The 26862-nt window shown below is 67.7% G+C and carries 20 protein-coding genes; 12 read left to right on the top strand and 8 right to left on the bottom strand.

Annotated elements, in window-relative coordinates; all coding sequences use genetic code 11:
• Positions 1–627 precede the first annotated feature (627 nt).
• The 3 genes from BKK80_RS33160 (at position 628) to BKK80_RS33150 (ending at position 4401) form a co-directional block, all read left to right on the top strand.
• The gene (locus BKK80_RS33160; RefSeq protein WP_071072913.1) at positions 628–1518 is read left to right on the top strand and encodes a hypothetical protein; all 891 of its coding nucleotides are present in this window, start codon (positions 628–630) and stop codon (positions 1516–1518) included.
• A 271-nt stretch (positions 1519–1789) separates the two neighbouring features.
• On the top strand, positions 1790–2524 hold the full coding sequence (locus BKK80_RS33155) for a hypothetical protein (RefSeq protein ID WP_071073513.1): 735 nt from the start codon (positions 1790–1792) through the stop codon (positions 2522–2524).
• A 176-nt stretch (positions 2525–2700) separates the two neighbouring features.
• Complete coding sequence (locus BKK80_RS33150; RefSeq protein WP_071039067.1) at positions 2701–4401, top strand: SulP family inorganic anion transporter; 1701 nt, start codon at positions 2701–2703, stop codon at positions 4399–4401.
• Positions 4402–4462: 61 nt separating this feature from the next.
• Here the strand turns inward: BKK80_RS33150 and BKK80_RS33145 are convergent, their stop codons facing one another.
• From BKK80_RS33145 to BKK80_RS33135, 4 genes are all read right to left on the bottom strand, one after another.
• On the bottom strand, positions 4463–6721 hold the full coding sequence (locus BKK80_RS33145; RefSeq protein WP_236903872.1) for an alkaline phosphatase family protein: 2259 nt from the start codon (positions 6719–6721) through the stop codon (positions 4463–4465).
• 104 nt (positions 6722–6825) lie between these two features.
• Positions 6826–9087 carry a phosphocholine-specific phospholipase C gene (locus tag BKK80_RS33140; protein ID WP_071018042.1) on the bottom strand — a complete coding sequence of 754 codons (2262 nt, stop codon included), beginning with the start codon at positions 9085–9087 and terminating at the stop codon, positions 6826–6828.
• 49 nt (positions 9088–9136) lie between these two features.
• A complete protein-coding gene (locus BKK80_RS37145; protein WP_167366700.1) occupies positions 9137–9292 on the bottom strand; it encodes a hypothetical protein in 156 nt (51 codons plus the stop codon).
• 294 nt (positions 9293–9586) lie between these two features.
• The gene (locus tag BKK80_RS33135) at positions 9587–10345 is read right to left on the bottom strand and encodes a DeoR/GlpR family DNA-binding transcription regulator (protein ID WP_071039066.1); all 759 of its coding nucleotides are present in this window, start codon (positions 10343–10345) and stop codon (positions 9587–9589) included.
• A gap of 633 nt (positions 10346–10978) precedes the next feature.
• Here BKK80_RS33135 and BKK80_RS33125 point away from each other — a divergent pair.
• Positions 10979–12241 carry a cytochrome C gene (locus tag BKK80_RS33125; RefSeq protein WP_236903870.1) on the top strand — a complete coding sequence of 421 codons (1263 nt, stop codon included), beginning with the start codon at positions 10979–10981 and terminating at the stop codon, positions 12239–12241.
• A 42-nt stretch (positions 12242–12283) separates the two neighbouring features.
• Positions 12284–12904: a c-type cytochrome gene (locus BKK80_RS33120; RefSeq protein WP_071018049.1), complete on the top strand. Its 621-nt coding sequence runs from the start codon at positions 12284–12286 to the stop codon at positions 12902–12904.
• A 119-nt stretch (positions 12905–13023) separates the two neighbouring features.
• Here the strand turns inward: BKK80_RS33120 and BKK80_RS33115 are convergent, their stop codons facing one another.
• From BKK80_RS33115 to BKK80_RS33105, 3 genes are all read right to left on the bottom strand, one after another.
• Positions 13024–15174 carry a LamG-like jellyroll fold domain-containing protein gene (locus BKK80_RS33115; RefSeq protein ID WP_071072910.1) on the bottom strand — a complete coding sequence of 717 codons (2151 nt, stop codon included), beginning with the start codon at positions 15172–15174 and terminating at the stop codon, positions 13024–13026.
• A 169-nt stretch (positions 15175–15343) separates the two neighbouring features.
• Complete coding sequence (locus tag BKK80_RS33110; protein ID WP_071039061.1) at positions 15344–17248, bottom strand: bifunctional metallophosphatase/5'-nucleotidase; 1905 nt, start codon at positions 17246–17248, stop codon at positions 15344–15346.
• A 121-nt stretch (positions 17249–17369) separates the two neighbouring features.
• Positions 17370–18113, bottom strand: coding sequence for an SDR family oxidoreductase (locus BKK80_RS33105; protein ID WP_071072908.1), 744 nt, complete (start codon positions 18111–18113; stop codon positions 17370–17372).
• A 188-nt stretch (positions 18114–18301) separates the two neighbouring features.
• Here BKK80_RS33105 and BKK80_RS33100 point away from each other — a divergent pair, with 188 nt between their 5' ends.
• The 7 genes from BKK80_RS33100 to benD all read left to right on the top strand — a co-directional run bounded on the left by BKK80_RS33100 (position 18302) and on the right by benD (position 25726).
• Positions 18302–19225 (top strand): LysR family transcriptional regulator, encoded by a 924-nt coding sequence (locus tag BKK80_RS33100; protein WP_071072906.1) that lies wholly within the window; start codon positions 18302–18304, stop codon positions 19223–19225.
• 429 nt (positions 19226–19654) lie between these two features.
• On the top strand, positions 19655–20791 hold the full coding sequence (locus tag BKK80_RS33095) for a muconate/chloromuconate family cycloisomerase (RefSeq protein WP_071018057.1): 1137 nt from the start codon (positions 19655–19657) through the stop codon (positions 20789–20791).
• Positions 20792–20946: 155 nt separating this feature from the next.
• Positions 20947–21882, top strand: a complete 936-nt coding sequence (gene catA / locus BKK80_RS33090; RefSeq protein WP_071018059.1) for a catechol 1,2-dioxygenase — start codon at positions 20947–20949, stop codon at positions 21880–21882.
• 151 nt (positions 21883–22033) lie between these two features.
• On the top strand, positions 22034–23392 hold the full coding sequence (locus BKK80_RS33085; protein ID WP_071018061.1) for a Rieske 2Fe-2S domain-containing protein: 1359 nt from the start codon (positions 22034–22036) through the stop codon (positions 23390–23392).
• Positions 23389–23877, top strand: a complete 489-nt coding sequence (benB, locus tag BKK80_RS33080; protein ID WP_071072904.1) for a benzoate 1,2-dioxygenase small subunit — start codon at positions 23389–23391, stop codon at positions 23875–23877. The genes BKK80_RS33085 and benB overlap by 4 nt, the downstream gene beginning before the upstream one ends.
• Before the next feature lie 41 nt (positions 23878–23918).
• The gene (gene benC / locus BKK80_RS33075; RefSeq protein WP_071039054.1) at positions 23919–24953 is read left to right on the top strand and encodes a benzoate 1,2-dioxygenase electron transfer component BenC; all 1035 of its coding nucleotides are present in this window, start codon (positions 23919–23921) and stop codon (positions 24951–24953) included.
• Positions 24954–24955: 2 nt separating this feature from the next.
• Entirely contained in the window at positions 24956–25726 is a 771-nt protein-coding gene (gene benD / locus BKK80_RS33070) for a benzoate diol dehydrogenase BenD (RefSeq protein WP_071072901.1), read from the top strand.
• A gap of 105 nt (positions 25727–25831) precedes the next feature.
• Here benD and BKK80_RS33065 read toward each other — a convergent pair whose 3' ends face one another.
• Complete coding sequence (locus BKK80_RS33065; protein WP_071018067.1) at positions 25832–26770, bottom strand: LysR family transcriptional regulator; 939 nt, start codon at positions 26768–26770, stop codon at positions 25832–25834.
• Positions 26771–26862: the final 92 nt, after the last annotated feature.

Below are 26862 nucleotides of genomic sequence, written 5' to 3'. Positions count from 1 at the left end.
CGGTTACGGCCGCTTAAATAGGCACGGAGTGCCGTCCAGTTCGGCCCTTGCGCCGCGCCCCGACTGGCTAGCATGCCTGCCTGGGCCGGCAACGGCGCAATCGTGACAAGGAAGGAGGGCCGGATGCGTTTCGCCTTTGCCGGCTTCGATCTATGGTGCGGCGTGTTCGACGCCTTCGTCGCCACGGGCTGGGCACGTAGGGTGCGGGGCGCGTTCTGCACACTCCGCTCGCGCCGTCCGTCCGCGCACGCTGCGGCCCGCTCCGGTGCCGCCGGCCGCAGCGCCAATCCTGGCGTGCGCCGTAACGAAAATGTTTCTGCGTAACGTTACACGCCACATCGATTCCGCCCTGCCGGGGCGCGCACGCCGCCCGTGGCGTCGCCTGCCCCGCCGCCGCCTTCCCGCGCCAAGTCCTTGATTTTTCGGCCGTCGGCCTCGGCCGGATGCCGTGCGCGCGTCGCCGCCCACCGGCGGCCGGCACGCGGGCATGGGCTGGCACGTCTCCTGCGCTGTCCGCACGCCGACCGGCCCGGCCCGCTACCCGCTGCGGACCGGCCGCCGGCATCTCGGAGACGCAGCGGCATGGTGCCGCCGCGCGACGACAACTCATCGAAAAAGGACTAGTACATGAACAAGCTGCAATCGTGCTGGAAGGTGGCCGGCCTCGCCTTCGCAGCATCGGTTTGGGTCAATGCGGCACAAGCGCAGTCCGTCTCGCTGCCGGCGCTGCCGGTCGGCGACGTGCTGGCGCCGGTGACGGGCGTGGTCGGCACTGCCAGCGGCGCGCTGGGCAGCGTACCGGTGCTGGGCAGCGCCGCGGCCCCGGTCACCGGCGCGGTCGCCTCCGTGGTCAGCGCCGTCAGCGGCGCCGCCAGCGGCTCCGGCGGCCTGCCTATCACGCCGATCACCAGCGTGCTGAGCACCGCGACCGGCGCACTCGGCAACGTACCCGTGGCGGGCAGCGCGCTGGCGCCGGTGACGGGCGCGGTCAATGGCGCGGTCAATGGCGTGCTCGGCACCGTGGCCGGCACGGCCGGCGGCAATGCCGGCAACCCGCTGGCCGCGGTGACGGGCCTGGTCGGCACCGCCACCGGCGCACTGGGCAATGTGCCGGTGCTGGGCAGCGCGCTGGCGCCGGTGACGGGCGCGGTCAATGGCGCGCTCGGCACCGTGGCCGGCGCCGCCGGCGGCAATGCGGGCAACCCGCTGGCCGCGGTGACGGGCCTGGTCGGCACCGCCACCGGCGCGCTGGGCAATGTGCCGGTGCTGGGCAGCGCCATCGCTCCGGTGACCAATGTGGTCAACGGCGTGGTGGGTACCGTGGCCGGCGCGGCAGGCAGCAATGCCGGCAACCCGCTGGCGGCAGTCGGCGGCGTGGTGAAGACCGCGACCGGTGCACTGGGCAACGTGCCCGTGCTGGGCAGCACCCTGGCGCCGGTCACGGGCCTGGTCAACGGTGTGGTCGGCACCGTGACCGGCAGCGCCGGCAGCACCACGCTGGTGGCCCGCGCGCTGTAAGCGGGATGCGGGACGCCCGCGCGGGCGTCCCGCCGGTGCCCCGGCTGTCGCCACCTGCGGTGGCCGGGGCGCGCAAGAATGCGAATGCGAGTCACGCGCGTTCGGATTCGCCGCACGGGGTTATTGCGTGGCGGCGCGCCGTCCTGTCCTATGCTGCGATGAAAGAGACAGGGGACGCACGATGCCGCCGACATGCCCGCAGCCAGGATTGCGCCGACGCTTGCCGCCTCCGCAGGTGGCGCTGGTCATCGCGATCGTGCTGGCGCTGGCGATGTTCCCGCCATCGGCCCGCGCAGTGCTGCCCGACGAGATCCAGGTCTACACCGGCGACATCAATGCCCCAGGCCAGCTCGGCCTGGAGTTGCACGTCAATACCACGCCCAGCGGCATCGGCACGCCCAGCTATCCGGGCGAGGTCACTACGCCGCATGGCTGGCGCTATACCGCCGAGTTTTCCTACGGCCTGACGCGTACCGTGGAGTTCGGTTTCTACATCCCCACCACGCTGACGCGCGACAACACCTTCTATGTCACCGGCCCCAAGCTGCGCGTCAAGTGGATGCCGCTGCAGCCGCAGGACGGTGTCGGCAGCTTCGGCGGCATCAACGTCGAACTGGCCCATGTGGGCCCGCGTTTCGAGGCCTCGCAGAACGCACTCGAACTGCGCCCCATCTATGGCCACCAGGACGCGCGCTGGCTGTGGGCGGTCAATCCGGTGCTGGACTGGAACCTGTCCGGCACCGCCCGCAGCGGTGTGCCGGACGCCGCGCCGGGCGTCAAGGTGGCGCGCACCATGGCGCGCGGACTGGCTGCGGGGGTCGAGTACTACGCCGACCTCGGGCCGGTCAACCATCCGCTGCCGCTGCACCAGGAGCAGCACAGCGTCTACCTGGCCTTCGACGTCGATCGCAAGCCCTTCGTCTTCAATTTCGGCATCGGCCGTGGCCTGACGCGCGCGACCGACCGCTGGACCTTCAAGTGGATCTTCGAGATTCCGCTCGGCTGAGGTAAGCGGCCAGGCCGGCGCCGGCGGGCGGCATGCCGCGCCGCATCATGCCTGGAGCGGGGAGGCCTGCGTGGCGGCACGCGCGCAGCGTGCGCCGGCGCCGCCGTGCGCGGCTTTCTCGCGGCGCCGGTTGTTGGCAGAATGGGCGGATCGACGACGCTACGCTCTTTGCTGCCATGGACCATGCACCCGCCGCCCCTGCTTCCAGCCGCCCGCCCGACAGCTCCGGGCCGGCCGATGATGGCGCGCTGACGCGCGGCCAGCGCATCGGCCGCGACGTGGTGGCGGGCTGTTCGATCGCCGGCCTGCTGCTGCCCGAGGCGGTGGCCTATGCCGGCATCGCCAACCTGCCGGCGCAAGCCGGCCTGATCGGGCTGCTGGTCGGCCTGGTGGCTTACGGCATCGTCGGCACCAGCCGCTTCGCGGTGGTCTCGGCCACCTCGTCCTCGGCGGCGGTGCTGGCCGCGGCGACCTTGTCCATGAGCGGCGCCGATGCCGGCCAGCGGCTCGCGCTGGGCGCCGCGCTGGTGGCGCTGGCCGGCGTGTTCCTGATACTGGCCGGGCTGGCGCGCCTGGGCGGCATCACCGATTTCATCGCCAAGCCGGTGCTGCGCGGTTTCACCTTCGGGCTGGCCATCACCATCATCCTGAAGCAGGTCGCCGGGGTGGCCGGCGTCCACCCGGCGCACAACGACCTGCCGCGCTTCTGCTACGAATTCCTGCAGGTACTGCCGGCGTGGAACCTCAACGCCCTCGCCGCCTGCCTGGCGGCGCTGCTGGTGCTGTTCGCGCTGGCGCGCTGGCGCCGGGTGCCGGGGCCGATGGTGGTGATCGTGCTCGGCGTCGCCGCGGCCTATGCCACCGACCTGAAGCACTTCGGCATCGGCCAGGTCGGCGCCATCGACCTGGCCGACCTCCGCCTCGGCCTGCCCGACCTGCCGCGCGCGCAGTGGCTGCGCCTGGGCGAGCTGGCGATCGCGCTGGTGCTGATCCTGTACGCCGAGTCCTACAGTTCCATCCGCAGCTTCGCGCTCAAGCACGGCGACAGCACCCAGCCCGACCGCGACCTGATCGCGCTCGGCCTGGCCAACCTCGGCTCGGGCGTGCTGCACGGCGCGCCGGTCGGCGCGGGTTTCTCCGCCACTTCCGCCAACGAAGCCGCCGGCGCGCAGTCGCGCCTGGCCGGCTGGTGCGCGGCCGCCGTCATCGCGCTGATCGTCGCGCTGCTGCTGCCGCAACTCGCGCTGACGCCCGAGGCCGTGCTGGCCGCCATCGTCATCCATGCCGTCAGCCATACGCTGCGGCCGGCCGTGTTCCGGCCCTACTGGGCCTGGCGGCGCGACCGCCTGCTGGTGATCGCGGCCTGCGCCGCGGTACTGCTGCTGGGCGTGCTGGACGGGCTGCTGGTGGCGATCGGCGTCAGCCTGGCGCTGACGCTGCGCAGCTTCTCCGAGCCGCGCGTGAGCCAGCTCGGGCGGCTCGACGGCGGCCACGACTATGTCGATATCGCCGCCCACCCGGAGGCGCAGCGCCTGCCCGGCGTGCTGATCGTGCGGCCGGAGGCACCGATGTTCTTCGCCAACGTCGAGCGCATGCTGGCCGCGGTGCGGCACCTGCGCCAGGCGGCCGACGAGGGGCTGCATACGCTGATCTTCAGCCTGGAGGAGTCGCCCGACATCGACGGCTCGACCATCGAGGCGCTGGAAGTGTTCGCGGCGCAGGTGGCCGCCGACGGCCAGCGCCTGCTGCTGGTGCGCCTGAAGCCGCCCGTGCTCGACGTGCTGATCCGTGCCGCCTCTCCGGCCCTGCCGCGCGAGTCGCTGCACGACCTCAGCGTGGACGAGTGCGTGCGCTCGCTGGGGGCGGCATCCGCTTAGGCGCCGCCGTGCGGACGGGCGGCCTGGAAGGCCAGGTCCGCCCGCGTGCGCCGGATTCCGCCTACTTCGCCAGCAAGCCGGACAGCGGCTTCTGCGACAGGAAGATCGAGCTCAGCTCATCCTGCGTCAAGGCGCGGTTCCACATCGCCAGGTCAGAGAAGGCCATCTGCATGGGCTTGTCTGTCGTGGCGAGGCTGGGATTGTAGGAGCCGGCCTTCTGCCCGTTCTTGGCCATGTAGAACTTGCCGGTTCCATCCTCGCCCAGGCCGAAGCCGACTTCGCTCGACTGGTTCACGCCGGCCAGTGCCGCGGCAACCATGCCGGCGGCGAATGCATGGGTCTGCGATTGGCTGCCCAGGATGGGATCGAACACATAGCCCGACATGGTCTTGCCGCCGACATCGACCACCAGCGCGAAGTACACCCACTGGTTCTCGCTGAAGGGGATGTACGGGCTGTTGGTGTCGGTGCGGTGGGAGCCGTCCGCGACGTTGAACTCCGCGCCGCATCCGAACATGCTGATGATGATGCCCGCGGTGCCGCCGCTGGTAGCGTAGCCCGTCTTGTTGCTGAAGATGGGCTCGCCGACCGTGTTGGTGCTGCACGCCGGAGCCTTGTACCAGAAGCCGATGGAGAAGGCGCCACCGCTGGCCACCGCGCTGTTCACCACGTCCTGCGAAGAGGATTGCGGTGTCAGCCGGTAACCGTCGTAGCCGGCGGCATTCGCGATATTGGTATCGATGAACAGGCCATGGCCGCCCAGCGGGTCGGCGGTCATGGCGCCGCCATTGGCATCGGCCGCCCACGGTCCCATCGTGCTGTGGCCGAGCGCATCGACCGGCGCCGTCAGTTGCGGGTCCTGACCGAAGGGGTAGTAGACCGTCAGCCCGTTGACCAGGGTGGCGGCGAGGGGGACAGGGGGTTGCGCCTTGATGTACGAAATCTGAGGCGTGAGCACGGCGCGGGCCGCCGTGCCAGCGATCACGGCATAGCTGAAGCGGTATTTGCCGGTCTGCAGTTCGGCCCGGTCGGCGAGCGGGTCGGTGTACGTCGTCGTGCCTGCGGGCAGCTTGGCGATCTCCTTGCCATCGCGCATGAGCGTGATGGCCGCGCTCGCGGGCGCGCTCCAGGCCAGCACGGCCCGGGCCCGCGTCGTGTTGTCCTCGGCAATCTGGACGGCAAGCGTCGGGGGTTGCGCGCCGATCAACTGGGCGCCGTCCATCGCGTAGTCCGGATTGGCCGGCGTCTTGTTCAGATGGGCGAGGATCGTGGGGGTCACGTCCGCGATGCTGGCGTACCGATACAACCCGGCGACGGTTGCCGGCAGCGCCGGGGTCGATCCCCGCTGGCCATTGTTCTCGTCCTGGTTGACGGCGATGAACGCGGCCGACTGCGGCACCTCGGGCAACCCGTCGGCGCGGCCGTTGGCATTCAGGCCGTGGCTCGAGGCCACGACCACCAGCCACTGGCTGTCGGCATGCTTCGCCGTTTCCGACAGGAGCGTGCCGACCGCCGCGTCCAGTCGGGCAAGCGCCTGCGCGTATTGAGACGAAGCCAGGCCATCGTTCAGCGCCACGTCCTCGGCGGAATGGTACTGGGCGACGACGGTCGCGTAGTCGCCCCTGCCTATCATCTGGATGGCATTGCGCGTGACGCAGTCGTCCGGGGTGGCGTCCTGGGCGCAGCTGGCCAGCGTGTCCAGCGCGCCCGCGGCATGATCGGGCGCCAGCAGGGTCGCCAGCGGTGCCGAGGCGACCGCCGCCCCTGTCCGGCTCGTGCCGGATGCCTTGGCCAGGCTGAACAGGGTCGGCACGGCGGGCTTCTGGCCGGGCGCGATCGCGAAGATCCGATGCCGGCTCGCCCAGGTGCCCGTCAGCAGGGTCGCCCATCCGGGTGCATCCAGGTTCGGCTGCTGGCTCACGTCGTTGAGTACGCCGCCGCTGTAGGCGAGCTGCGGCTGGAGTCTGGCGAGATTCGGCAACTGGCCCGAGGCGATGCCCTGGCGCAAGGCGTCGTAAGTGACACCGTCAAGATCGACGAGCAGCGTGCGCCTGGCCAAGGTGGTCGTGGACGCCGAGGGAGTGCCGGTGCCGGGCACAGGCAACTCGGCGGAGGCGGTCTTGTCGTCGCTGCTGCCGCAAGCCGTCAGGGCGCCGCCGATCAGCCCGGCCAGGGCCAGGGAACCGGCGAGCCGGGCCAGCGGCCGGCGACGGGGTGCCGGGCGTTGGCGCGCGGTGGCGGCGTGGTCGGCGCACCCGTGCGCCGCGGCCGGCGTCTGCGGGCCGGCGCCCGCGCGCAATGCATTGCTGTGGATGGTCATGTCGTGGAATAGCCAATAGGGGAAGATGGGAGACCTTGGAGTCCGTCGTGGGGCGCAAGGCCGGCCCGCCGCGGCATGGGCGGCGGGCCGGCCGGGCATCGTCGCTATGCGCCCATGCCCATGGCCGGGTCCGAGACGGAGTCCTTGCCGGTTTCGATCCGGCCGGCGAAGCGGCGCTTGAACGTCGGCGATACGCTGGTGCTGACGCTGAAGTCGTACCAGTTGCCGCTGTTGGCCACCGGCCAGCTCAGTTCGCCCACCGAGTTCGGTGCCACCGAGAGCGACCACGGGCCGTCCGTGTGATACGCGTTCGCGGCGACGGTGAAGGTGCAGGGCTGGTTGCCCCGGTTGTGCAGCTTGACGCTCACCGAGGCGTTGTCGCACGGTTGGTAGCAGACCTGGATCTCCGGATTCACCGCGCCCGTCGTCTCGCTCAGGTCGCCGACGAACTCGCGGTGGTAGCCATTGGGGCCAAGCACCCAGAGGTGGTACCTGCCGTGGTCGGCAACGGGAAGTGTCCAGCTGCCGCTCAGCGACTTGTTGGCTTCGACCAGGTAGCGGCGCGGGATGAGGTCCAGGTGCAGCTTGTCATAGACATGGAACAGCGCGCCCACGCCGCCGGTGCTGGCGTTGACGAATTCCAGCGTGACAGCACCCGCCTGTGCATTCGGATGCATGGTGGTGTGCAGTTCGTAGGGCAGCGCGCGCGACGGCCGCGTGCCGGCTGCCTGGGCGGGCAGGGCGGAATCGGGCGTGGCGCCAGGCACGGCAATGGCGGACTTCGCGCTCTGCGCGATCGCCAGGGCGTCGACGCCGACCTTGGTGGTGCGGCCCGGCAGATCCGGCACCAGGGCGGCATTCGGGTTGACGAAGTCGAAGCACGAGGTGAGGTCGCCGCAGACGGCGCGGCGGTAATTGCTGATCTGGGGCTCGATGACGCCAAAGCGTTTCTCGAGGAACATCAGCGTCGATGTGTGATCGCAGATCTGCGAGTTGACGAACCCGCCGCGGCTCCACGGAGAAATCACGAGCATCGGCACGCGCGGACCCGGGCCATACGGGCGGCCGTCTGCCGCCGGCTGCTTGCTCGTGGCGGGCGTGTACGTGTGGTACTCGGGCGCCATATCGCTGTCCGACAGCGTGCTGCCGCCCGCGAGCGTGCCATCCGGATTGCGCGACGGCGCGCTCGGCGGAGGCAGGTGGTCGAAGAAGCCGTCGTTCTCGTCATAGTTGACCAGCAGCACGGTCTGGCTCCAGATTTCCGGATTCGCGGTCAGGGCGTCCAGGATCTGTTGCACGTACCAGCCGCCCTGCGCCGGGCTGGAGGGCCCCGGGTGCTCGCTGTATTGCGACGGAGGAATGATCCAGGAGACCGACGGGAGCGTGCCGTTCTGGATGTCGTTGCGGAACGTCTCGAGCAGGCCTTCCGGCATGGTGTTGCCGAAACCCTTGGCCAGCGGGCTCAGTGCATCGTCGATATCGGGGTTGTAGGCGGGTCCGGCGGCCGTCGGCGACTGCGCCAGGCTTTCTGTCGCTACATACACCGGCCGGCGCGTCGAGGGCATCTGCTCGATGGCCTTGCGCCAATGGCGGAAGCCCATCATTTCATTGCAGCCGAAGTTGTCGATCAGGCTTTGATAGACCTTCCAGCTGACGCCCGCGCGTTCCAGGCGATCGGCGTAGGTGGTCCATGTCCAGCCGGAGGTGGAGGCTCCGATGTCGTTGCCGCCGTTGAACTCATTGACCAGCGCGGCGACCCCCACGGGCGCGTTGGTGTCCGGGTCCAGTCCGCTCGGTCCATTGGTGCCGGTCCAGTAGAACAGGCGGTTGGGGATCGTGCCGGTGTGCATGCCGCAGTGATAGGCATCGCATGCCGTGAAGGCATCGGCGAGCGCGCGCTGGAACGGCACTTCCGCGGTGTCGTAGTAGCCCATCGAGAGCGGCGTCTTCGCGTTCGGCCAGGCCGCCATCCGGCCATGGTCCCAGGCGGCCTGCGCATCGTTCCACGTGTGCGGCGTGCCGCCGGCACGCTGTGCGTTGCCTGCGTTCCCGTCGAGGTGATAGGGGATGAGCGTGCTGGCCCCGTAGGACTGGTAGAAGATGCTGGGGGCATTCGCCGAGGGAACCGGGAAGCGGTCTCCGTAGCCGCGCATGCCCTTGTGCGTGCCGAAATAGCTGTCGAACGAGCGGTTCTCCAGCATCACCATCACCACGTACTTGACGTCCTGGATGGTGCCGGTGGCGTTGTTGGCCTCGATGGCCAGCGCGCGCCGGATGCTTGGCGGGAAGGAAGAGAGCGTCGCGATGGCGGCGGCGGTGCCGAGGGAGGAGCGCAGGAACTTGCGCTTGGAAGGATTGAAGGTCATACCGGATGAACGATGGTGGGTGGCTCGGACAAGGCTGGGCGTACCGCGGTCAAGGTACCGGCGCGCAGTGCGTCGTGGTGCAGGCCGCCGGAGTCACGTCGCCGGTGTTTCCGGGGTTGCCCGGGGAAGGGGGCGCCGTCGGGTTGTCGCCGCCGCCGCAGCCGCCCAGCAGCAGCACGATGCACAGCGCACCAATGCCCAGCATGGATCGGCCTGTTTCTTGATGTGTAGGGATCGGTCTAGTCATGAGATGGGTCAGTTGCAGTCCGAGCGCGGATCGTTGCGATGGGCTTCGTGGTCAATCGAGTTGTCGCCATGCACGGGTCTTGCGACAACAGCGGGGCGTCCCTGGAGCAGGCTCGGCTGCGAGGGAAAGACTGTTCCGGTACGCTTCAGGAGTTCTCGCCGATGCCGCGCGAGGGCGTTTGCATCGGCTATGTCGGGCTACGCGGGCATGTCGTGACGCGAGTCGTCGATCTCGCCCGGCATGCCATGGCGCTCAGCAGAGGTGCATCTCCACGCCCGCGCGCTCGCACAGCGCTTGCAGGTCGGCGGGGGCGTCGGCGTCCGTGAAGAAGTGGTCGACCTGTTCGAGGCTCGCCACCCTGCAGGGCGCCTCACGCAGGAACTTGCCGCTATCGGCAAGCAGCAGCCTGCGGTGGCTATGCGTGAGGAGGACCTGCGACAGTTCCGCTTCGTCGGGCTGGAATTCGTAGAGGGTGCCGTCGGCGCTGACGGCGCCTACGCCGAAGACGGCGAAATGCGCGCGGAACTTGCGCAGGAAATCGAGCGTGGCGCTCCCCATCACATCGCGGTCGGCGGGCCGCAGCCTGCCGCCGGTCACCCAGGTCTCTATCCCAGGCTTGTCGGCCAGAACCCGTACCGCATCCATGTTGTTCGTCACCACGCGCAGCGGCCGGTCCGGAGGCAGGGCTCGCGCGAACTCCGCCACCGTGGTGCCATAGCCGAGAAAGACGGTCGCGTCGTCCTGCATGAGACCGGCAGCCGCCTGCGCGATACGGCGCTTGCGTTCGACCTGGACATTGCTTCGCTGCAGGAAGCTCTGGTTGTGCTGGTGGGTCGGCAGGCTCAGCCCGCCATGCACGCGCCTGACCAGGCCTTGCTCATCGAGGTCGTTGATGTCGCGACGGATCGTCTGGCTGCTCACGTTGAAGCGGTCGGCCAGTTGCTCCGTGGTCAGCCGGTCCACTTCGTGCAGCCAGTCGAGGATGTCTCGCTGTCGTCGGTTCAGGCCCATTTGTTCATTCGCTCATGATTTGTATTCGAATGAAAATCTACCTGCCAAATGTGACGAAGAAATGATATCTGCCGAGAAGGCGTGGGCAGCTTACGTAACCTGCACATGCCATGGGCAAGCGTTGGCATGCGTTGGCATGCGTTGCGGTCGAGCTGGAGCGCCTTGCGCATGACAAGGCCGACGTGACCGCGCAGATGCCTGGCGGGATGGTCGGGGGGACGATGATCGAGCGCTGCGTTCCGGTCCGGGGCAGGCGCATGGATACCGCTGTCCTGTGCGCTGCGCAGCGGTGGCATGCTTGGTGAACTCCCGCGCTCGCGGCGGATCTTCAGTGGCCGTTCCGGCCAGAGAAGACTCGTTCTTTCCGCGACATCCATGAAGCACGACTAGCCACCCTTGCAAGTGATCGGATAGCTTCGTGGTTTCGGGAATACCCTTCGCAGGACCCCGCCAGCAATTTGAACTAAGCCGCATGGATGACCATCCCATCCAAGTCCGATCCGATATAGTTAAAAAAATTGCAGGCTGGGGATCGGATTAGTCGGGAGGCCCGGGATGAAAGCTCGTGCGAGGTATTGGATTGCCTTCGGCGCTGCATTTGCACTCCTAATCGCCGCGCTTCCTCAGAGTGGCATGGCAGTACCGGCCTTCGCCCGCCAGACCGGCATGGCCTGTGTCGCTTGCCACGTCAACTTCCCGGAGCTCACGCCATTCGGGCGGTTCTTCAAGCTGACCGGCTATACCCTGTCGAACAATCGGACTATCCCGCTCTCCGCGATGGTTCAGGTTTCAAGAACATCGTCCCGAACTGTCGATCAGGCTAATTTCGACTTCGTTCGCAATGACGATCTCGCGCTGCAGCAGGCAAGCGTTTTCCTGGCAGGCCGCATCTTCGATCACGTGGGCACATTCACACAATGGACTTATGATGGCATCGCCCACCGCGCCGCGCTTGACAATACCGATATCCGGGCGGCATGGCACCTGGCTGAAAACGATATTGATTTCATTTACGGCGTCACAGTCAATAACAACCCCACCGTGTCAGACGTGTGGAACAGCACGCCGGCGTTTGGCTTTCCATTCGCGTCGAGCAGCGTCTCCGTCACGCCCGCCGCGAGTACGCTGATTGATGGCGGGCTGGCACAGCAGGTTGCGGGTCTTGCCGCCTATGCCTTCTGGCAACGCAGCGTCTATGCCGAATTCGGCTTCTACCGCACGGCTGACGGAGCGCTCTCCGTCTTCCGGACCGGGCAGGACATCAACACCCCCGGAGGGGTGGCGCGCCTGAGCGGCGCAAGCCCGTATTGGCGTCTCGCCTACAACCACGAATGGGGCGCCAATTCCCTGATGCTCGGCACCTTTGGCATGATCGCGGATCGCTATCCGGATAACACCTTGCCGGGTACGCCGACAGACCGCTTCAGCGATTACGCACTCGACGCGCAGTATCAGTACCTGACCCTGCCGCACGCCTTTACAGCGCAGGCCGCATGGATCTACGAAAAACAAAACTGGCGCGCGAGTTTCCCCAGTGGTGGTATCGGTGCCGGTCCGACCCCGGCCAATCCGACAGACCATCTCACGACGTTCAAGGCCAGGGCTTCCTATATGTACCAGCGCAAGTACGGGGGTACCCTGGCGTACTTTTCCACGACTGGAAACGCCGACCCCGGTCTTTACGCACCAGCGCCGGTGACAGGCAGCGCCAATGGCTATCCGGATTCGCGCGGGCTGATCTTTGAGCTGGACTATCTGCCCCACCCGCAGGTCAAACTGGCATTGCAGTACACCTGGTTTCTCAAATTCAATGGGGCGCATGCCAACTATGACGGCAATGGCAGGAATGCCCAGGACAACAACACCCTCTATTTACTGGCCTGGTTCGCGTTCTAACCGATTAGCGCGAAGGCGATTCTTCCTGACGATGAGGAGAGCATGAGCCATATCTGCGTCGTTCGCCTGTCAAGAGCTGTCGTGCTCGGCGTGGCCACTGCCGTGCTGACGATCCCGGTGACGTGCGCGGCAGATGGCGCGAAGCTTGCCTCGCAGTTATGCGCAGCCTGCCATGGCGTGCACGGTCACAGCGAATCGCCCATGTTCCCGCGGCTCGACGGGCAAACATCCGAGTATATCCAGGCGCAGCTCAAGGGATTCCGCCACCATGAGCGAGGCGAGACCGATGCTCGCTCCTATATGTGGGGAATCGCCTCGCAACTGGATGACGACACTATTCGTGCTCTAGGTGACTACTACGCCAGCCAGAAGGCGCCGCCGGGTGGTGCGGGCGAGACTGAGATCATGGCCAAAGGGAAAGCCATTTTCGAACAGGGCCTGCCGGACAAGGGTGTCCCCCCCTGCGCTACTTGCCACGGTGCCCAGGCCCAGGGCAATAGCTTGTTTCCACGCCTGGCCGGACAGCATCAGTCCTATCTCGTTCGCCAGATCGAGGTATTCCGCAGCGGTGCCCGGGGTAACGCGCCAGTAATGAGCGCGGTAGCACATCAACTCAGCGTCGAGCAGGCACAAGCCGTCGCAGCCTATTTGCAGGCACAGTGACGCGCGAGTCGGGGTAGTCCGCCACCGGCAGCGGACGCCTGCAAGCCGCGGTGCGGCGCCGGCGCGAGCTGGCGGACGAGGGGCTGCATAGCCTGCTCTGCAGCCTGCCCGCTTCGTACTCAGCCGCGCCGCGCCGTGAGCCATTCGGCCGGCTTCAGCGGCTTGCCGACCACGCGGATCTCGCCGATGCTGCCGAAGAAGCCGTCCGCGCGGCTGCCGTCCCACGAGCCGCCGCCGATGACCCAGGGCATGGCCGCGCCGAGCGTGTCGACACCGGTGGCGTTGCTGGTGTTGCGCAGCACCGGCGCGCCTTCGATGTAGAGCAGCGTCTCCTTGCTGCTGTTGTCGCTGACGATGGCGACGTGCACCCACTTGTCCGCGATGATCTCGCCGGACCAGTTGGTCCTGGCGTCGCGGTTGCCGGCCTGCACCGGCACCACTTCCCACTGGATCTCGCGCAGGCTGGAGACGGCGAACAGCATCGGCGGCGATTCCGGGTCGCCGCCGACGAAGCCCGGCAGGTCGCCGCGCTTGCCGTCGCGGGTCATGATGTTCATCCAGGCGTGCTTGCCGGCGCTCCAGCTCTTGTCGAGCTTGACGAAGGCCTCCACGGTGTAGCCGTTGGCCAGCGTCTCGGCGTTGATGGGCGCGGCGGCATCGGTGAGGAAGTAGCTCAGGCGCGGTGTGTTCTTGTCGGTATTGCGGAACTGCACCGAGCCCGGCGCCGCCGACAGGTGATGGCGGTCGCTGGACCAGACCAGGTCGTCGAGCTGCGCGCCGGCCACGCCGTCGACGTTGAGCGGCGCGCGGCGGACCGGGTTGGCGCCGGCCTGGTCGGCCACCACTTCGCCGACCTTGACGACCTGGCCGTCGGTGCCGCCGAAGAAGCGCCAATGCGCCAGCGTGCCGGCCACGTGCGGATAGTCTTCGCTATCGGCGGCCGGCTTCTGTGCCGCCACGGCCGGGTCGGTGTAGCCCGCCAGCACCAGTGCGCGCGCTTTGTCGACCAGGGAGGTATGGCGCGGCTTGCCGGCCTGGAAGCCCTGGTTGAAGCGCGCGAAGCGCTTGGCGAAGTCCATCCGGATGGTGAACTGCTCATTGGGCGCGGTCAGCACGGCCTGGTCGAAGGCGTTCAGCGTGTCCTTGGGCTTCTGCGGCACCCAGGGCGAGAACGACAGCACCCGGATCTGGTTGTTGCTCAGGTCGAACTCGTACAGCCGCATCAGGCCGTTGCCGCCCTGGTAGGCCATCTGGTAATCGACCACCATCTGCTCCACCGCATTGCCGTAGGCATTGGTCTTGGTCAGGCGCGCGGCACCGTGGTAGTGGCCGTTCAGCGTCATGAAGATCTGGTCGTTGTTCTGGATCAGCTTGTTCCACAGCATGTTCCCGTAGGGCACTTCGAGCGGGCTGACGCCGTCCTTGTCGATATTGAGCAACTGGTGGTTGACCAGGATCGCCGGCAGCGTGGGATGGTCCCGGAGCACCTGGTTGGCCCAGGCCAGCCCCGCGTCGGAGATGCGCCAGGACAGCGACAGCACCAGGAACTGCTGGCCCTCGGCGATGAACACGTGGTACTCGTGGAAGCCGCTGGGATCGCGCCCGCCGAAAGTGGCCTGCCGCTTCGCGCGCGCGGTGCCGAACCATTGCAGGTAGGGCTCGCGCGACAGGTCGCGCTGCTGGTCGGTGCCGCTGTCCTGGCTGGCGGGGGTGACATAGTCCTGGTCGGAGATCACATCGTGGTTGCCGGCCAGGATGGAGTACGGCACCTTGGCGTTCTCGAGGATCTGCATGGCCGCGTCGGCCACCATCCACTGCGCTTCCTTGCCCTGCTGGTCGACCACGTCGCCCAGGTGGACCAGGAAGGGGATGTTGAGGCCGGCGGCGTTGTCGGCCACCCACTGGGTCTGGGCGCGGAAGGGTTCGCTGCCGAACTTGCGCGAGAACTGGCGGTTCTCGGCCACGGTGGCATAGCGTGCATAGAACTGCGTGTCCGGCAGCACCGCCAGCGCGAAGCTGGAGATCGCCTGCGGCGTTTGTGGTCCCGGCGGCGTGGTGCCGGCACCGCCTGCGGGCGCTGCCGTGGTGGCGTTGTCATCGCCGCCGGCGCAGGCGGCCAGCAGCGCGCTGCCGCCGACCGGCAGCAGGGAGGCGCTCAGCCCGGCCTTGAGCAGGTTGCGGCGGCGCGCGTCGGGCGCGGCGGGGAGGCCTGGCGCGACGGTGCCGTCGGCGGCGACGAGGTCGGGACGCTTGGGGGTGGTTTTTTCCATGACTGCAGGTTTCGCGGGTTGGCGCGGAGGCGCCGCGGGGCGCGGTCTCCGCCGGGATCAGGCAAGAATCAGGCAAAAATCAGGCAAAAAAAGACCCTGGCCAGAGCCAGGGCCAGGCGGCGGCACTGGCAGGCCGCCGCGGTCCGCGCACTGACGCGCGGATCCCGGATCAGGGCGTATCGGTGAATACCTGCGTGCTGTAGTCCGCCACCGGCAGCTTGTTGAGCTGCTTGCTGGTGCCGGGCAGGCCGTCCACATAGGTCAGGAAGGCTTCGGCGTAGTCGAGGCCCACCTCGGTGCGGCGCGCGCCGGTCACGCTCTTCATCGTGGTGTAGCCGTCCTGGCCGTCGGCGAGGAAGTTGATGGTGACCACGCTGTAGGTCTTGGCCGGGTCCAGCGGCACGTAGCCGGAGGCGGTCTTGACCTCGAGCTGGCTCAGGCGCGAGCCGGCCGGCTGGTTCAGGTCCGCGTTCCAGCGCAGGCCACCGGTGTAGGGGTAGGAGCCGGTGTTGTTGGCGACCACCGCCGCGATCGCGTCTTCCAGCGTGGCCTTGACCTCGGCGCCGGTCATCTTGAGCTGCACCAGCGTGTTCTTGAACGGCAGCACGCTGTAGATATTGCCCACGGTGACATTGCCGGCCGGCAGGTCGATGCGCACGCCGCCGCCGTTCTGGATCGAGATGTCGGCATTGAAGAAGGCCTTGCCGCGTTCCAGGAAGGCCTGGGCCACGAGCTGCTGCACGTCGCCGCCGTGGGCGATCACGTTGGCGTCCTTGTTGCAGACGTCGCCCAGCGTCGAGCGGGTGGCATCGCGCTTGCTGCCGGGCACGCGGCGCAGGCACAGGTTGGCCGGCGCCAGCGCGACCACCTTCTGGCCGAGCGCGTCCTTCTCCGTCTTGTAGGTGGCCAGCTTCGCGGCCGCGGCGGCATCGGGCGTGGTCATGCGCAGCACGCCGCTGGCGGCGATGTCCTGGCGGATCAGCGCGGCTTCGGCGTCGCTCACCGGGGTGGCGCCGCGCTTGAAGGTGCTGCCGATCAGCACATGCGGAGTGCCCTGGCAATCGCTGACGTCGCCGTTCTTGTCGAAGTCCACCTTCAGTTCGCCCACCACGTAGCTGTACTGCCAGGCCTGCACCACGCAGACGGGCTTGCCGTCCTTGTCGGTCACGCGCGTGGGGTAGTCTCCCTCCGGCGTCAGGCCCACTGTCTGCATGCGCTCCTTGGGGCCGAGCAGGGTGTGCGAATCGGCGCCGACGATCACGTCCACGCCGCTGAGCTGCTTGGCCAGTGCCAGCTCGCCGGTGTAGCCGACGTGCGAGGCCACCACGATCTTGTTGATGCCCTGGGCGCGCAGGCGGTTGATCTCGGCCTGGGCCGCCACCGCTTCGTTGTCGAAGGTGGTGCCGGCATCGGGACGGGACGAGTTCTTGGTCTTGTCGGCGATGGTCAGGCCGACGATGCCGATCTTCTGGCCGTCGCGCTCCACCACCGTCGAGGCCTTGACCGGGCCGCCGGCCAGTGCCGAACTCGACGCGAACTTGACGTTGGCGCTCAGCACCGGCGTCTTGCAGCTGCCGGCGTGCAGGTAGTTGATGAAGGTCTTGAGGCCGCTGTCGGTGTTGTCGAACTCGTGGTTGCCCAGCGTGAACGAATCGAAACAGACGGTGTTCATCATCTCGGCATCGGCCTTGCCGTTGCTGAGGTTGAAGTACAGGTCGCCGGTCACGGCATCGCCGGCGTGGATCTTCAATACATTGCGCGAGGCGCCGGCCAGCGACTGGATGGCGGCGGTCACGCGGGCGAAGCCGCCGTATTCCACGTCGATGGCCTCGCGCTTGCCGTTGGCGGTCAGCAGGTTGAGCTTGACCGACTCCGGATCGAGGTGGGAGTGGTGGTCGTTGACGTGCAGGATGGTCAGCGACAGCGGCTTGGCCTCGGCGGCCGGCTGCGGCGCGGTGGCCTGCGGGGTGGCCGGCTGGCCGTTGTCATCGCCGCCGCAGGCGGCCAGGGTGAACAGGGTCGAGAGCAGGGCCAGCGAGTAGGCGCCGGCCTGGCGGGGAAGAGTGCGTGTCACGGTCGAATGTGTCTGAGATGTGTCTCAATGTATCTTCCGTGATGCAAATGACGTGCTGATGACATGGCACCGGCGATGCCCTGCGGCATCGCCGGCTGCCCGGCGGCCTCCCGCCCCGGGTTCAGGCGTTGAAGCCGCCGTCGATGGTCAGGCTGGCGCCGGTGACGAAGCCCGCCTCCGCGCTGGCCACGTAGGCCACCATGCCGGCGATCTCGTCGGCATGCGCATGGCGCGGCAGCGCCATCAGGCCGTGCAGGGACTCGGCGAAGTCGCCCGTCTGCGGATTCATATTGGTGTCGGTCGGGCCGGGCTGCACGTTGTTGATGGTGATGCCCCTGGGGCCCAGGTCGCGCGCCAGGCCCTGCACCAGGCCTTTCAGCGCCGACTTGCTCATGGCATAGGCGCCGCCGCCGGCGAAGGGCATGCGGTCGGCGTTGCAGCTGCCGATGTTGATGATGCGGCCGCCCTGGCCCATGTGCGGCAGCACCGCCTTGGCGGCGACGAAGACGGCGCGCACGTTCACTTCCAGCGTGCGGTCGAAGTCTTCCAGCGTGAAGCTGTCGAGCGCACCCAGGCGCAGCACGCCGGCGTTGTTGACCAGGATGTCGATGCGGCCGAAGCGCGCGGCGGTGTCGTCGATGGCCTGCGCGAGCGCGGCGGCGTCGCCGGCATCGGCCTGGATGGCCAGCGCGCGGCCGCCCTGCGCTTCGATCTCCGCGGCCAGCGCGCGGGCAGCGGCGCCGGATTCGCGGTAAGTGAAGGCGACGGTGGCGCCGTCGCGCGCCAGGCGGCGCACGATGGCGGCGCCGATGCCGCGGGCGCCGCCGGTGACGAAGGCGATCTTGGCTTGGAAGGGAGTTGACATGATGTGGGCTCCTTGCGGTTGCGGTTGCGGTTTTGGTTGCCGATGAGGTTCCGGCGTGGTTCCGGTGTAGAGCCAGTATGTCCGGCCGATTCCCTGTGCGGTAGGCGATAATCCGGATCATTACTTTCAACTGCTGGTATCAGGCTGGGGCCGGTCCGAACCGGCCTGGCCGGAGCCGCTGTCTACCCATGGAAGCCCTCAACCTGCTCGAGTCCTTCATCCAGTCCGCGCATGCCGGCAGCTTCTCGGAAGCGGCGCGCCGTCTCGGCCTGACGCCGGCCGCGGTCAGCAAGAACGTGGCGCGGCTGGAATCCCAGCTCGGCCTGCGCTTGTTCCAGCGCAGCACGCGCAGCCTGACCCTGACCGAGGGCGGCAGGCAGTTCCTGCAGAGCGTGGGCGAACCGTTCGCCGACCTGCAGGACGCCATCGCCCATGCCGCGCAGCAGGACGGCGAGCCCTCCGGCACGCTGCGCGTCAGCGTGGCGGTGGCTTTCGGGCGCGATTACCTGGTGCCGATGCTGGGCGGCTTCCTGCAGCGCTATCCGGCCATCGTGCCGGACTGGCAGTTCGACAACCGGCCGGCCGACCTGATCCAGGGCGGCTTCGACGCCGCCATCGGCGGCGGCATCGAACTCACGCAGGGGGTGATCGCCCGCCAGCTGGCCCAGGTGCACGGCGTGGTCGCCGCCGCGCCCGCCTACCTGTCGACCCATGCCGCCCCGTCGCATCCCGCCGAGCTGGCACAGCACGACGGCATCGTGCGCCGCTCCGGCTCCACCGGCCGCTTGCGCGCCTGGGTGCTGCACGACCGGGCCGGCCGGCAGGTGCAGGCCGAATGCCGCACACGCCTGGTCTTCGACGACCCGGACGCCATGGCCCACGCGGCCATGCTGGGCTACGGCGTGGCGCTGCTGCCGCTGCCCCATGCCGCGCGCTGGCTGCAGGAAGGCCGCCTGGTGCGGCTGCTGCCGGGCTGGTACACGGACTTCGGTCCGCTGTCGCTCTACTACCCGCACAAGAAGCTGCTGCCGCGCAGCACGCAGGTGTTCATCGAATACATCGTGCAGGCCTTCCGCGAGCAGCGGCTGGCGGCGCGCTTCGATGCGCGCTGAGTGAGGCAGGCGGCTCGTCTCCGCGCTGGCGAGGCAGGCCGGGCGGAAGGGCGGAGAAAGGGCGGCGGAAGAGCGGCGGAAGGGCGGCGGAAGGGCGGGCTGACGCCTGCCGCGATGCGTCACATCGCCATCAGGAAAACCCTGAGTACCGGCTATCGATGGCTCGATCGGCCGCCGTTGGCGCGCGCGCGGCCGCTGGCGTCCCGGCCTTCCGCAAGCCTTGCCACGTGGCACGGCTTTCCTAGAGCCTGCATGGCTCTCAGCCGGGTACGACTGTCATGACGGGTATCGAAACCCGGCAATTCTCGGGGATCTGCTCCGGACTTTATGCTCGGCAGGTATGAAAACGGGTGTCCAAAAGTATTGGACGCTCGATCCGGCCGGCGCGTATAAAACCATTCCATGAACCTTCCCCATGCAGCGTGCCCCATGACTCCGATCACCATCGAACGCATCGAAACCCGGCTCGTCGACCTGCCGACAATCCGCCCGCACAAGCTTTCGGTGGCGACCATGCACGGCCAGACGCTGATGCTGGTGACGGTGGTGTGCAGCGACGGCGTGACGGGTATCGGCGAAGGCACCACCATCGCCGGCATGGCGTATGGCCCGGAAAGTCCCGAGGCGATGAAGCTCGCGATCGACACCTACTTCGCGCCGGCCATGATCGGCCGGGACGCGACGCGCATCCAGGCGCTGATGGACTTCGTCGGCAAGCTGGTGAAGGTCAATCACTTCGCCAAGAGCGCGCTCGAGACGGCGCTGCTCGATGCGCATGGCAAGCGGCTGGGCGTGCCGGTGAGCGAACTGCTCGGCGGCCGCCGCCGTGAGCGCCTGCCGGTGGCATGGACGCTGGCCTCCGGAGATACCGCGCGCGATATCGACGAGGCCGAGCGCATGCTGGCCGAGCGCCGGCACAAGGTCTTCAAGCTGAAGATCGGCGCCAAGGCGATCGATGCGGATATCCGCCATGTCGCCGCCATCAAGCAGGCGCTCGGCGAGCGCGCGGCGGTGCGCGTGGACGTGAACATGGCCTGGAGCGAGACGCAGGCGGCGCAGGCGATTCCGGCCCTGGCCGACGCCGGCTGCGAGCTGGTCGAGCAGCCGGTCGCCTCCGCCGCGGCACTGGCGCGCCTGATGCGCCGCTACCCCGTCGCGCTGATGGCCGACGAGATCCTGCAGGGACCGGAGAGTGCCTTCGACATCGCGCGGCACCATGGCGCCGATGTCTTCGCGATCAAGATCGAACAGAACGGCGGGCTCTTCGCCGCGCAGCGCGTCGCCGCGATCGCCGATGCGGCCGGCATCGAGCTGTATGGCGGCACCATGCTCGAAGGGGCGTTCAGCACGGTCGCCTCCGCGCACCTGTTCGCGAGCTTCGCCAACCTGCAGTGGGGCACCGAACTGTTCGGGCCGTTGCTGATCACCGAAGAGATCCTGGCGAAGCCGCTGGACTACAGCGACTTCGAACTGACCGTGCCTGACGGCCCCGGCCTCGGCATCGAGCTGGACGAAGACAAGGTCCGGCGATTCACCCGCGACGGGCTGACCAAGGTGACCCGCTGATCCCGTTCGCGCGCAAGAAGATTCCGGTGACACCGTGGTGTCGCCAGCCGTCGCCGGCCCGCGGCGACGGGCCTTGAGCCGGCGAAAGGCGGCTCGTTCGGGGAGGAGCATGCCCCGAGCCATGTTTTCCCCCAACACAAGTGGAGACACCGACCATGAGCGTCAAAGTATTCGATACCCAGGAAGTGCAGGATCTGCTGAAAGCGGCGTCCAATCTCGGCGGCGACAAGGGCAGCGCCCGCTGCCAGCAGATCGTCCACCGCCTGCTGAGCGACCTGTTCAAGGCCATCGACGATCTCGACATCACGCCCGATGAAGTCTGGGCCGGTGTCAACTACCTGAACAAGCTGGGCCAGGACGGGGAAGCGGCGCTGCTCGCGGCCGGCCTCGGCCTCGAGAAGTACCTCGACATCCGCATGGACGCCGCCGACAAGGCGGCCGGCCTCGATGGCGGCACCCCGCGCACCATCGAGGGCCCGCTGTACGTGGCCGGCGCGCCGGTGCGCGAAGGCGTGTCGCGCATCGACCTCGATGCCGACGCGGACGCGGGCCCCCTCGTCATCCGCGGCACCGTCACCGGCACCGACGGCAAGCCGGTCGCCGGTGCGGTGGTCGAATGCTGGCACGCGAACTCGAAGGGCTTCTATTCGCACTTCGACCCGACCGGCGCGCAGACTGACTTCAACCTGCGCGGCGCGGTCCGCACGGGCGCTGACGGCAAGTACGAATTCCGCACGCTGATGCCGGTGGGCTACGGCTGCCCGCCGCAAGGTGCCACGCAGCAGCTGCTGGACGGCCTCGGCCGGCATGGCAGCCGTCCGGCACACGTGCACTTCTTCGTCACCAGCGAGGCGCACCGCAAGCTGACGACGCAGTTCAACATCGAGGGCGACCCGCTGATCTGGGACGACTTCGCCTACGCCACCCGCGAAGAGCTGATCCCGCACGTGGTCGGCAAGACCGGTGGCACAGCGCTGGGCATGAAGGCCGATGCCTACCAGGACATCGAGTTCGACATCGTCCTGACGCCGCTGCTCGAGGGCAAGGACAACCAGATCGTCCATCGCCTGCGCGCATCCGCAGCGGCCTGACCGCTGCGACCCACCGTATCGCCGCTGGCGCGCGATACGGCCAGGCCGGGCGGCGCGCTGGCGCCGCCGCCCGGATCCCCCCCGCGAGAATCATTCGACACCGATGCAGGAACTCCATGCAGGGCTTGGGGTGCGCATAGGAGGAGGAACCATGTCCGCCATCATCGAAAAAGCCAAGCAACTGGAGCATCTGCTGTCTGCCGCCGTGCAGGACGACAGGCAGGCCGGTGTATTCCGCTGCCGCCGCGACATCTTCACCCACCCGGACCTGTTCGAACTGGAGATGAAGCACATCTTCGAGCGCAACTGGGTGTACCTGGCGCATGAGAGCCAGGTCCCGGACAACAACGACTACTACACGACGTGGATCGGCCGGCAGCCGATCGTCATCACGCGCGACAAGACCGGCGAGCTGCACGCGGTCATCAATGCCTGCGCGCACAAGGGCGCGATGCTGTGCCGCCGCAAGCACGGCAACAAGGGCAGCTTCACCTGCCCGTTCCACGGCTGGACCTTCTCCAACACCGGCAAGCTGCTGAAGGTGAAGGACGAGAAGACGACCGAGTATCCGGTGCAGTTCAACACGCACGGCTCGCACGACCTCAAGAAGGTCGCCCGCTTCCAGAATTACCGCGGCTTCCTGTTCGGCAGCCTCAGCGATGACGTGCAGCCGCTCGAGGAATACCTCGGCGAAGCACGCGTGATCATCGACCAGATCGTCGACCAGGCGCCGCAGGGTCTCGAAGTGCTGCGCGGCAGCTCCTCGTATATCTACGAGGGCAACTGGAAGATGCAGATGGAAAACGGTTGCGACGGCTATCACGTCAGCACCGTGCACTGGAACTATGCGGCGACGATGGGGCGGCGCAAGGAAGAGGGCACCAAGGCTGTCGATGCGAACAGCTGGAGCAAGTCGGTCGCCGGCGTCTACGGCTTCGAGCACGGCCACATCCTGCTGTGGACCCGGACGATGAACCCGGAGGTGCGGCCGGTCTACCGGCAACGGGAGGAGATCCGGGCGCGCGTGGGCGAGGTCAGCGCGGAATTCATCGTCAACCAGACGCGCAACCTGTGCCTGTATCCGAACGTGTTCCTGATGGACCAGTTCAGCACGCAGATCCGCGTCGTGCGCCCGCTCAGCGTGGACAAGACGGAAGTCACGATTTTCTGCTTCGCGCCGAAGGGGGAAAGCGAAGCCGACCGCGCCACCCGCATCCGCCAGTACGAGGACTTCTTCAACGTGTCCGGCATGGGCACCGCGGACGACCTCGAAGAGTTCCGGGCCTGCCAGGCCGGCTACGCGGGCACCACGGCGATGTGGAACGACCTGTCGCGCGGTGCCCCGCTGTGGGTCGAGGGGCCGGACGAGAACGCCAGGAAGATGGGGCTGAAGCCGCTCATCTCGGGCGAACGCAGCGAGGACGAAGGGCTGTTCGTGTGCCAGCACGAATACTGGGTGCGGGTCATGCGCAACGCCCTGAAGACGGAACGCGAGGAGGCCTTGTCATGAGCTTCGACTACCGCACCATCTGCGCCGCGCTGTACCGCGAGGCACGCCTGCTCGACGATCGCGAGTGGGACGCATGGCTGGCCTGCTATACCGAGGACGTCACCTACTGGATGCCGGCCTGGGACGACGACGACCGCTTGACCGACGATCACGAGCGCCAGATCTCGCTGATGTACTACCCCGACCGGGGCGGTCTGGAGGATCGCGTGTTCCGCATCAAGACCGAGCGCAGCAGCGCTTCGACGCCGGAGCCGCGCACCGGCCACAACGTCACCAATGTGGAGGTGCTGGCCGAGCGCGGCGACGAGGTCGACGTGCGCTACAACTTCCACACACTCAACCACCGCTACCGGGTCACCGATCACTTCTTCGGCACGATGTTCGTCACGCTGCGCAGGGTCGGCGACGACCTGCTGATCTCGTACAAGAAGATCGCGCTGAAGAACGACTACATCCGCCAGGTGCTCGACGTCTATCACGTCTGACGCCGATCGATTCCGTACTGAAAGGAAATGGAGGAGCTTCCATGTCCAGCTACAACATTGCATTGAACTTCGAGGACGGCGTTACCCGCTTCATCGAATGCAAGGCCGGCGAGAAGGTGCTCGATGCCGCCTTCCGCGCCCGTATCAACCTGCCGATGGATTGCTCCGACGGTGTGTGCGGCACTTGCAAGTGCCGTGCCGAAAGCGGCAGCTATGACCTTGGCGATGACTACATCGACGACGCGCTGAGCGAGGATGAGAAGCACGACGGCCTGGTGCTGACGTGCCAGATGGTGCCGCACAGCGATTGCGTGATCGCTGTGCCGACCTCATCGACCGCATGCAAGACCGCGCACGGCCGCTTCAGCGCGACGGTGTCGAAGGTCGAGCCGCACCACGATGCGGCGATCGTGCTCGAGCTCGACATGGACGCGGGCGCGCCCGAGTTCCTGCCGGGGCAGTACGTCAACATCGACGTGCCGGGGAGCGGCCAGCACCGTTCGTACTCCTTCTCGTCGGCGCCGGGCGAAGCGAAGGTCAGCTTCCTGATCAAGAAGATCCCCGGCGGCGTGATGAGCACGTGGCTGGAAGCCGCGCAGCCGGGCCAAAAGCTCGATCTGCACGGGCCGCTCGGCAGCTTCTACCTGCGCGACGTGCGCCGGCCGCTGCTGTTCCTTGCCGGCGGCACCGGCCTCGCGCCCTTCCTGTCGATGCTGGAAGTGCTGGCGCGCGCCGGTTCGCAGCAGAAGGTCCACCTGATCTATGGCGTGACGCGGGATCTCGATCTCGTGCAGGTCGGTGCGATCGACGCGTTCGTCGCCAGGCTGCCGAACTTCAGCTACGCGACGGTGGTCGCCGAGGAAGCCTCCCGCCACCCGCGCAAGGGCTGGGTCACGCAGCATATCCCGGCCGACGCACTGAACGACGGCGATGTCGACGTCTACCTGTGCGGGCCGCCGCCGATGGTCGATGCGGTGCGCAAGCACTTCGACGACAACGGCGTGAAGCCGAACAGCTTCCACTACGAGAAGTTCACGCCCAACGCGGCACCCGGCGTGTCTTCCAAGGCGGCCTGATCATGCAGCGCTTTTCAGGCAAGACCATGGTGGTCACCGGAGCGGCCCAGGGCATCGGCCGCGGTGTCGCGCTGCGCGCCGCCGCCGAGGGCGCCTCGGTGCTGTTCGTCGATCGCGCCGAGTTCGTAGCCGACGTGGCGGCCGAGGCCGTCGGCGGGCGCACGGCTGGATTTGTGGCCGACCTCGAAACCTATGAAGGCGCGCGGGCCGCGATGGCATTCGCCGGGCAGCGCTTCGGCGGCATCGACATCCTGATCAATGGCGTCGGCGGTGCGATCCGCATGCGCCCGTTCGCCGAGTTCGAGCCGGCGCAGATCGACGCGGAGGTGCGCCGCTCGCTGATGCCGACGCTGTACAGCTGCCACGCAGTGCTGCCGTACCTGCTTCAGGGCGGCGGCGGGACCATCGTCAACATCTCGTCGAACGCCACGCGCGGGATCCGGCGCGTGCCGTACTCGGCCGCGAAAGGTGGCGTCAACGCGCTCACACAGGCGCTGGCGATGGAGTACGCGGAACACAATATCCGCGTCGTCGCGACCGCGCCGGGCGGCACCCAGGCGCCGCCGCGGCGGATCCCGCGCAATGCCGCCGGCGACAGCGAGCAGGAAAAAGCGTGGATGAACGAGGCCGTGCAGCAGGTGATCGGGTCGACCTTCCTCAAGCGCTACGGCAGCCTCGACGAGCAGGTCGCGCCCATCCTGTTCCTTGCTTCCGACGAGGCCAGCTACATCACCGGCAGCGTGCTGCCAGTCGCGGGCGGCGACACCGGCTGAACGGCGGGCGTGCGGCTTTGGCCGCGCGCTCCGCCACAACGGCGAAGTCGCCGCCGCGGTGGCACTGCAGGCGCGCTCGCGCCGCTGCGGCCGGCCCCGCCCCGCCTACGCTTGCGGCGGCTTGCCGGCGCGGTCGCCGGGCGCCTGGTACTCCATCGCGCCTTCGTCGTAGAGATCGTAGATCAGGCGCAGCATGCGTTCGATGTCCTCGGATTCGTCGAGCATGCGCATGCTCATGATGATCGGCGACACCAGCTTGTCGTCGTCGAGGTCCTTGTAGGCAATGTCGTCGCGTTTCAGGCCGTACACGCTCTTCGGCACGATCGATACACCTTCGCCGGCGGCGACCAGCCCGAGCGCGATCTGCAGTTCACGGGTCTCCAGCACGCGCGAGGGCTTGAGCGCGCGGTCGTGAAAGGCGGCCAGCACCTGGTCCGCATAGCTCGGGCGCGGGGACTTCGGAAAGATGATCAGGGTCTCCTTGAGCAGGTCGCGCAGCGATAGTGCCGCCTTCGCCTCGCACAGCGGATGGCCGAGCGGCAGCGCCACGATCATGCGCTCCTCGCGCAGCACCACGCGGCGGATGCCCGGATCGTCCAGGCGGATGCGCCCGAAGCCGACATCGATGCGGCCCTCCTTGAGCGCCGCGATCTGGTCCATCGTCGACATCTCGTGCAGGCTCAACTCGACCTCGGCATGCAGCTGGCGGTAGCGGCGGATGATCTTCGGCAGCATGCCGTAGAGGGTCGAACCGACGAACCCGACCGACAGGCTCCGCTCGATCTTGCCGACACGGCGCGCCATCGATTCGAGTTCGTCCATCTGCGCCAGCAGCTGCGCCGCGTGCTGGTAGAAGAAGCGCCCGGTCTCGGTCAGCTTCAGCGGGCGCGAATTGCGCTCGAACAGCTGTGCGCCGAGCAACTGCTCGAGCTGCTGGATCTGCCGGCTCAACGGTGGCTGGGCGATATGCAGGCGTTGCGCCGCGCGGGTGAAGCTGCGCTCTTCGGCGACCGCAACGAAATAGCGCAGGTGGCGTAGCTCCATGTTCCTTGCCGTTCAATGGGGACGCGATGCCAGGCCGGCGTGCAGAGCAGTGAGCGGGTGCCGCTGAACCGATTGCCGAATGCCGATTGCCG

The sequence above is a fragment of the Cupriavidus malaysiensis genome (assembly GCF_001854325.1).
Taxonomy (GTDB): Bacteria; Pseudomonadota; Gammaproteobacteria; order Burkholderiales; family Burkholderiaceae; genus Cupriavidus; species Cupriavidus malaysiensis.
The sequence above is the reverse complement of the archived record's forward strand: the minus strand, read 5'-3'. Positions and strand labels throughout refer to the sequence as shown.

What these genes read in the sequence shown, in the direction of transcription:
- benB (WP_071072904.1), top strand. Translation starts at nt 23,389, where the DNA reads ATGAGCTTCGACTACCGCACCATCTGCGCCGCGCTGTACCGCGAGGCA.
- catA (WP_071018059.1), top strand. Translation starts at nt 20,947, where the DNA reads ATGAGCGTCAAAGTATTCGATACCCAGGAAGTGCAGGATCTGCTGAAA.
- BKK80_RS33085 (WP_071018061.1), top strand. Translation starts at nt 22,034, where the DNA reads ATGTCCGCCATCATCGAAAAAGCCAAGCAACTGGAGCATCTGCTGTCT.
- BKK80_RS33125 (WP_236903870.1), top strand. Translation starts at nt 10,979, where the DNA reads ATGGCAGTACCGGCCTTCGCCCGCCAGACCGGCATGGCCTGTGTCGCT.
- benC (WP_071039054.1), top strand. Translation starts at nt 23,919, where the DNA reads ATGTCCAGCTACAACATTGCATTGAACTTCGAGGACGGCGTTACCCGC.
- benD (WP_071072901.1), top strand. Translation starts at nt 24,956, where the DNA reads ATGCAGCGCTTTTCAGGCAAGACCATGGTGGTCACCGGAGCGGCCCAG.
- BKK80_RS33140 (WP_071018042.1), bottom strand. Translation starts at nt 9,087, where the DNA reads ATGACCTTCAATCCTTCCAAGCGCAAGTTCCTGCGCTCCTCCCTCGGC.
- BKK80_RS33065 (WP_071018067.1), bottom strand. Translation starts at nt 26,770, where the DNA reads ATGGAGCTACGCCACCTGCGCTATTTCGTTGCGGTCGCCGAAGAGCGC.
- BKK80_RS33120 (WP_071018049.1), top strand. Translation starts at nt 12,284, where the DNA reads ATGAGCCATATCTGCGTCGTTCGCCTGTCAAGAGCTGTCGTGCTCGGC.
- BKK80_RS33095 (WP_071018057.1), top strand. Translation starts at nt 19,655, where the DNA reads ATGACTCCGATCACCATCGAACGCATCGAAACCCGGCTCGTCGACCTG.
- BKK80_RS33115 (WP_071072910.1), bottom strand. Translation starts at nt 15,174, where the DNA reads ATGGAAAAAACCACCCCCAAGCGTCCCGACCTCGTCGCCGCCGACGGC.
- BKK80_RS33135 (WP_071039066.1), bottom strand. Translation starts at nt 10,345, where the DNA reads ATGGGCCTGAACCGACGACAGCGAGACATCCTCGACTGGCTGCACGAA.
- BKK80_RS33155 (WP_071073513.1), top strand. Translation starts at nt 1,790, where the DNA reads ATGTTCCCGCCATCGGCCCGCGCAGTGCTGCCCGACGAGATCCAGGTC.
- BKK80_RS33160 (WP_071072913.1), top strand. Translation starts at nt 628, where the DNA reads ATGAACAAGCTGCAATCGTGCTGGAAGGTGGCCGGCCTCGCCTTCGCA.
- BKK80_RS33150 (WP_071039067.1), top strand. Translation starts at nt 2,701, where the DNA reads ATGGACCATGCACCCGCCGCCCCTGCTTCCAGCCGCCCGCCCGACAGC.
- BKK80_RS33100 (WP_071072906.1), top strand. Translation starts at nt 18,302, where the DNA reads ATGGAAGCCCTCAACCTGCTCGAGTCCTTCATCCAGTCCGCGCATGCC.
- BKK80_RS33145 (WP_236903872.1), bottom strand. Translation starts at nt 6,721, where the DNA reads ATGACCATCCACAGCAATGCATTGCGCGCGGGCGCCGGCCCGCAGACG.
- BKK80_RS37145 (WP_167366700.1), bottom strand. Translation starts at nt 9,292, where the DNA reads ATGCTGGGCATTGGTGCGCTGTGCATCGTGCTGCTGCTGGGCGGCTGC.
- BKK80_RS33105 (WP_071072908.1), bottom strand. Translation starts at nt 18,113, where the DNA reads ATGTCAACTCCCTTCCAAGCCAAGATCGCCTTCGTCACCGGCGGCGCC.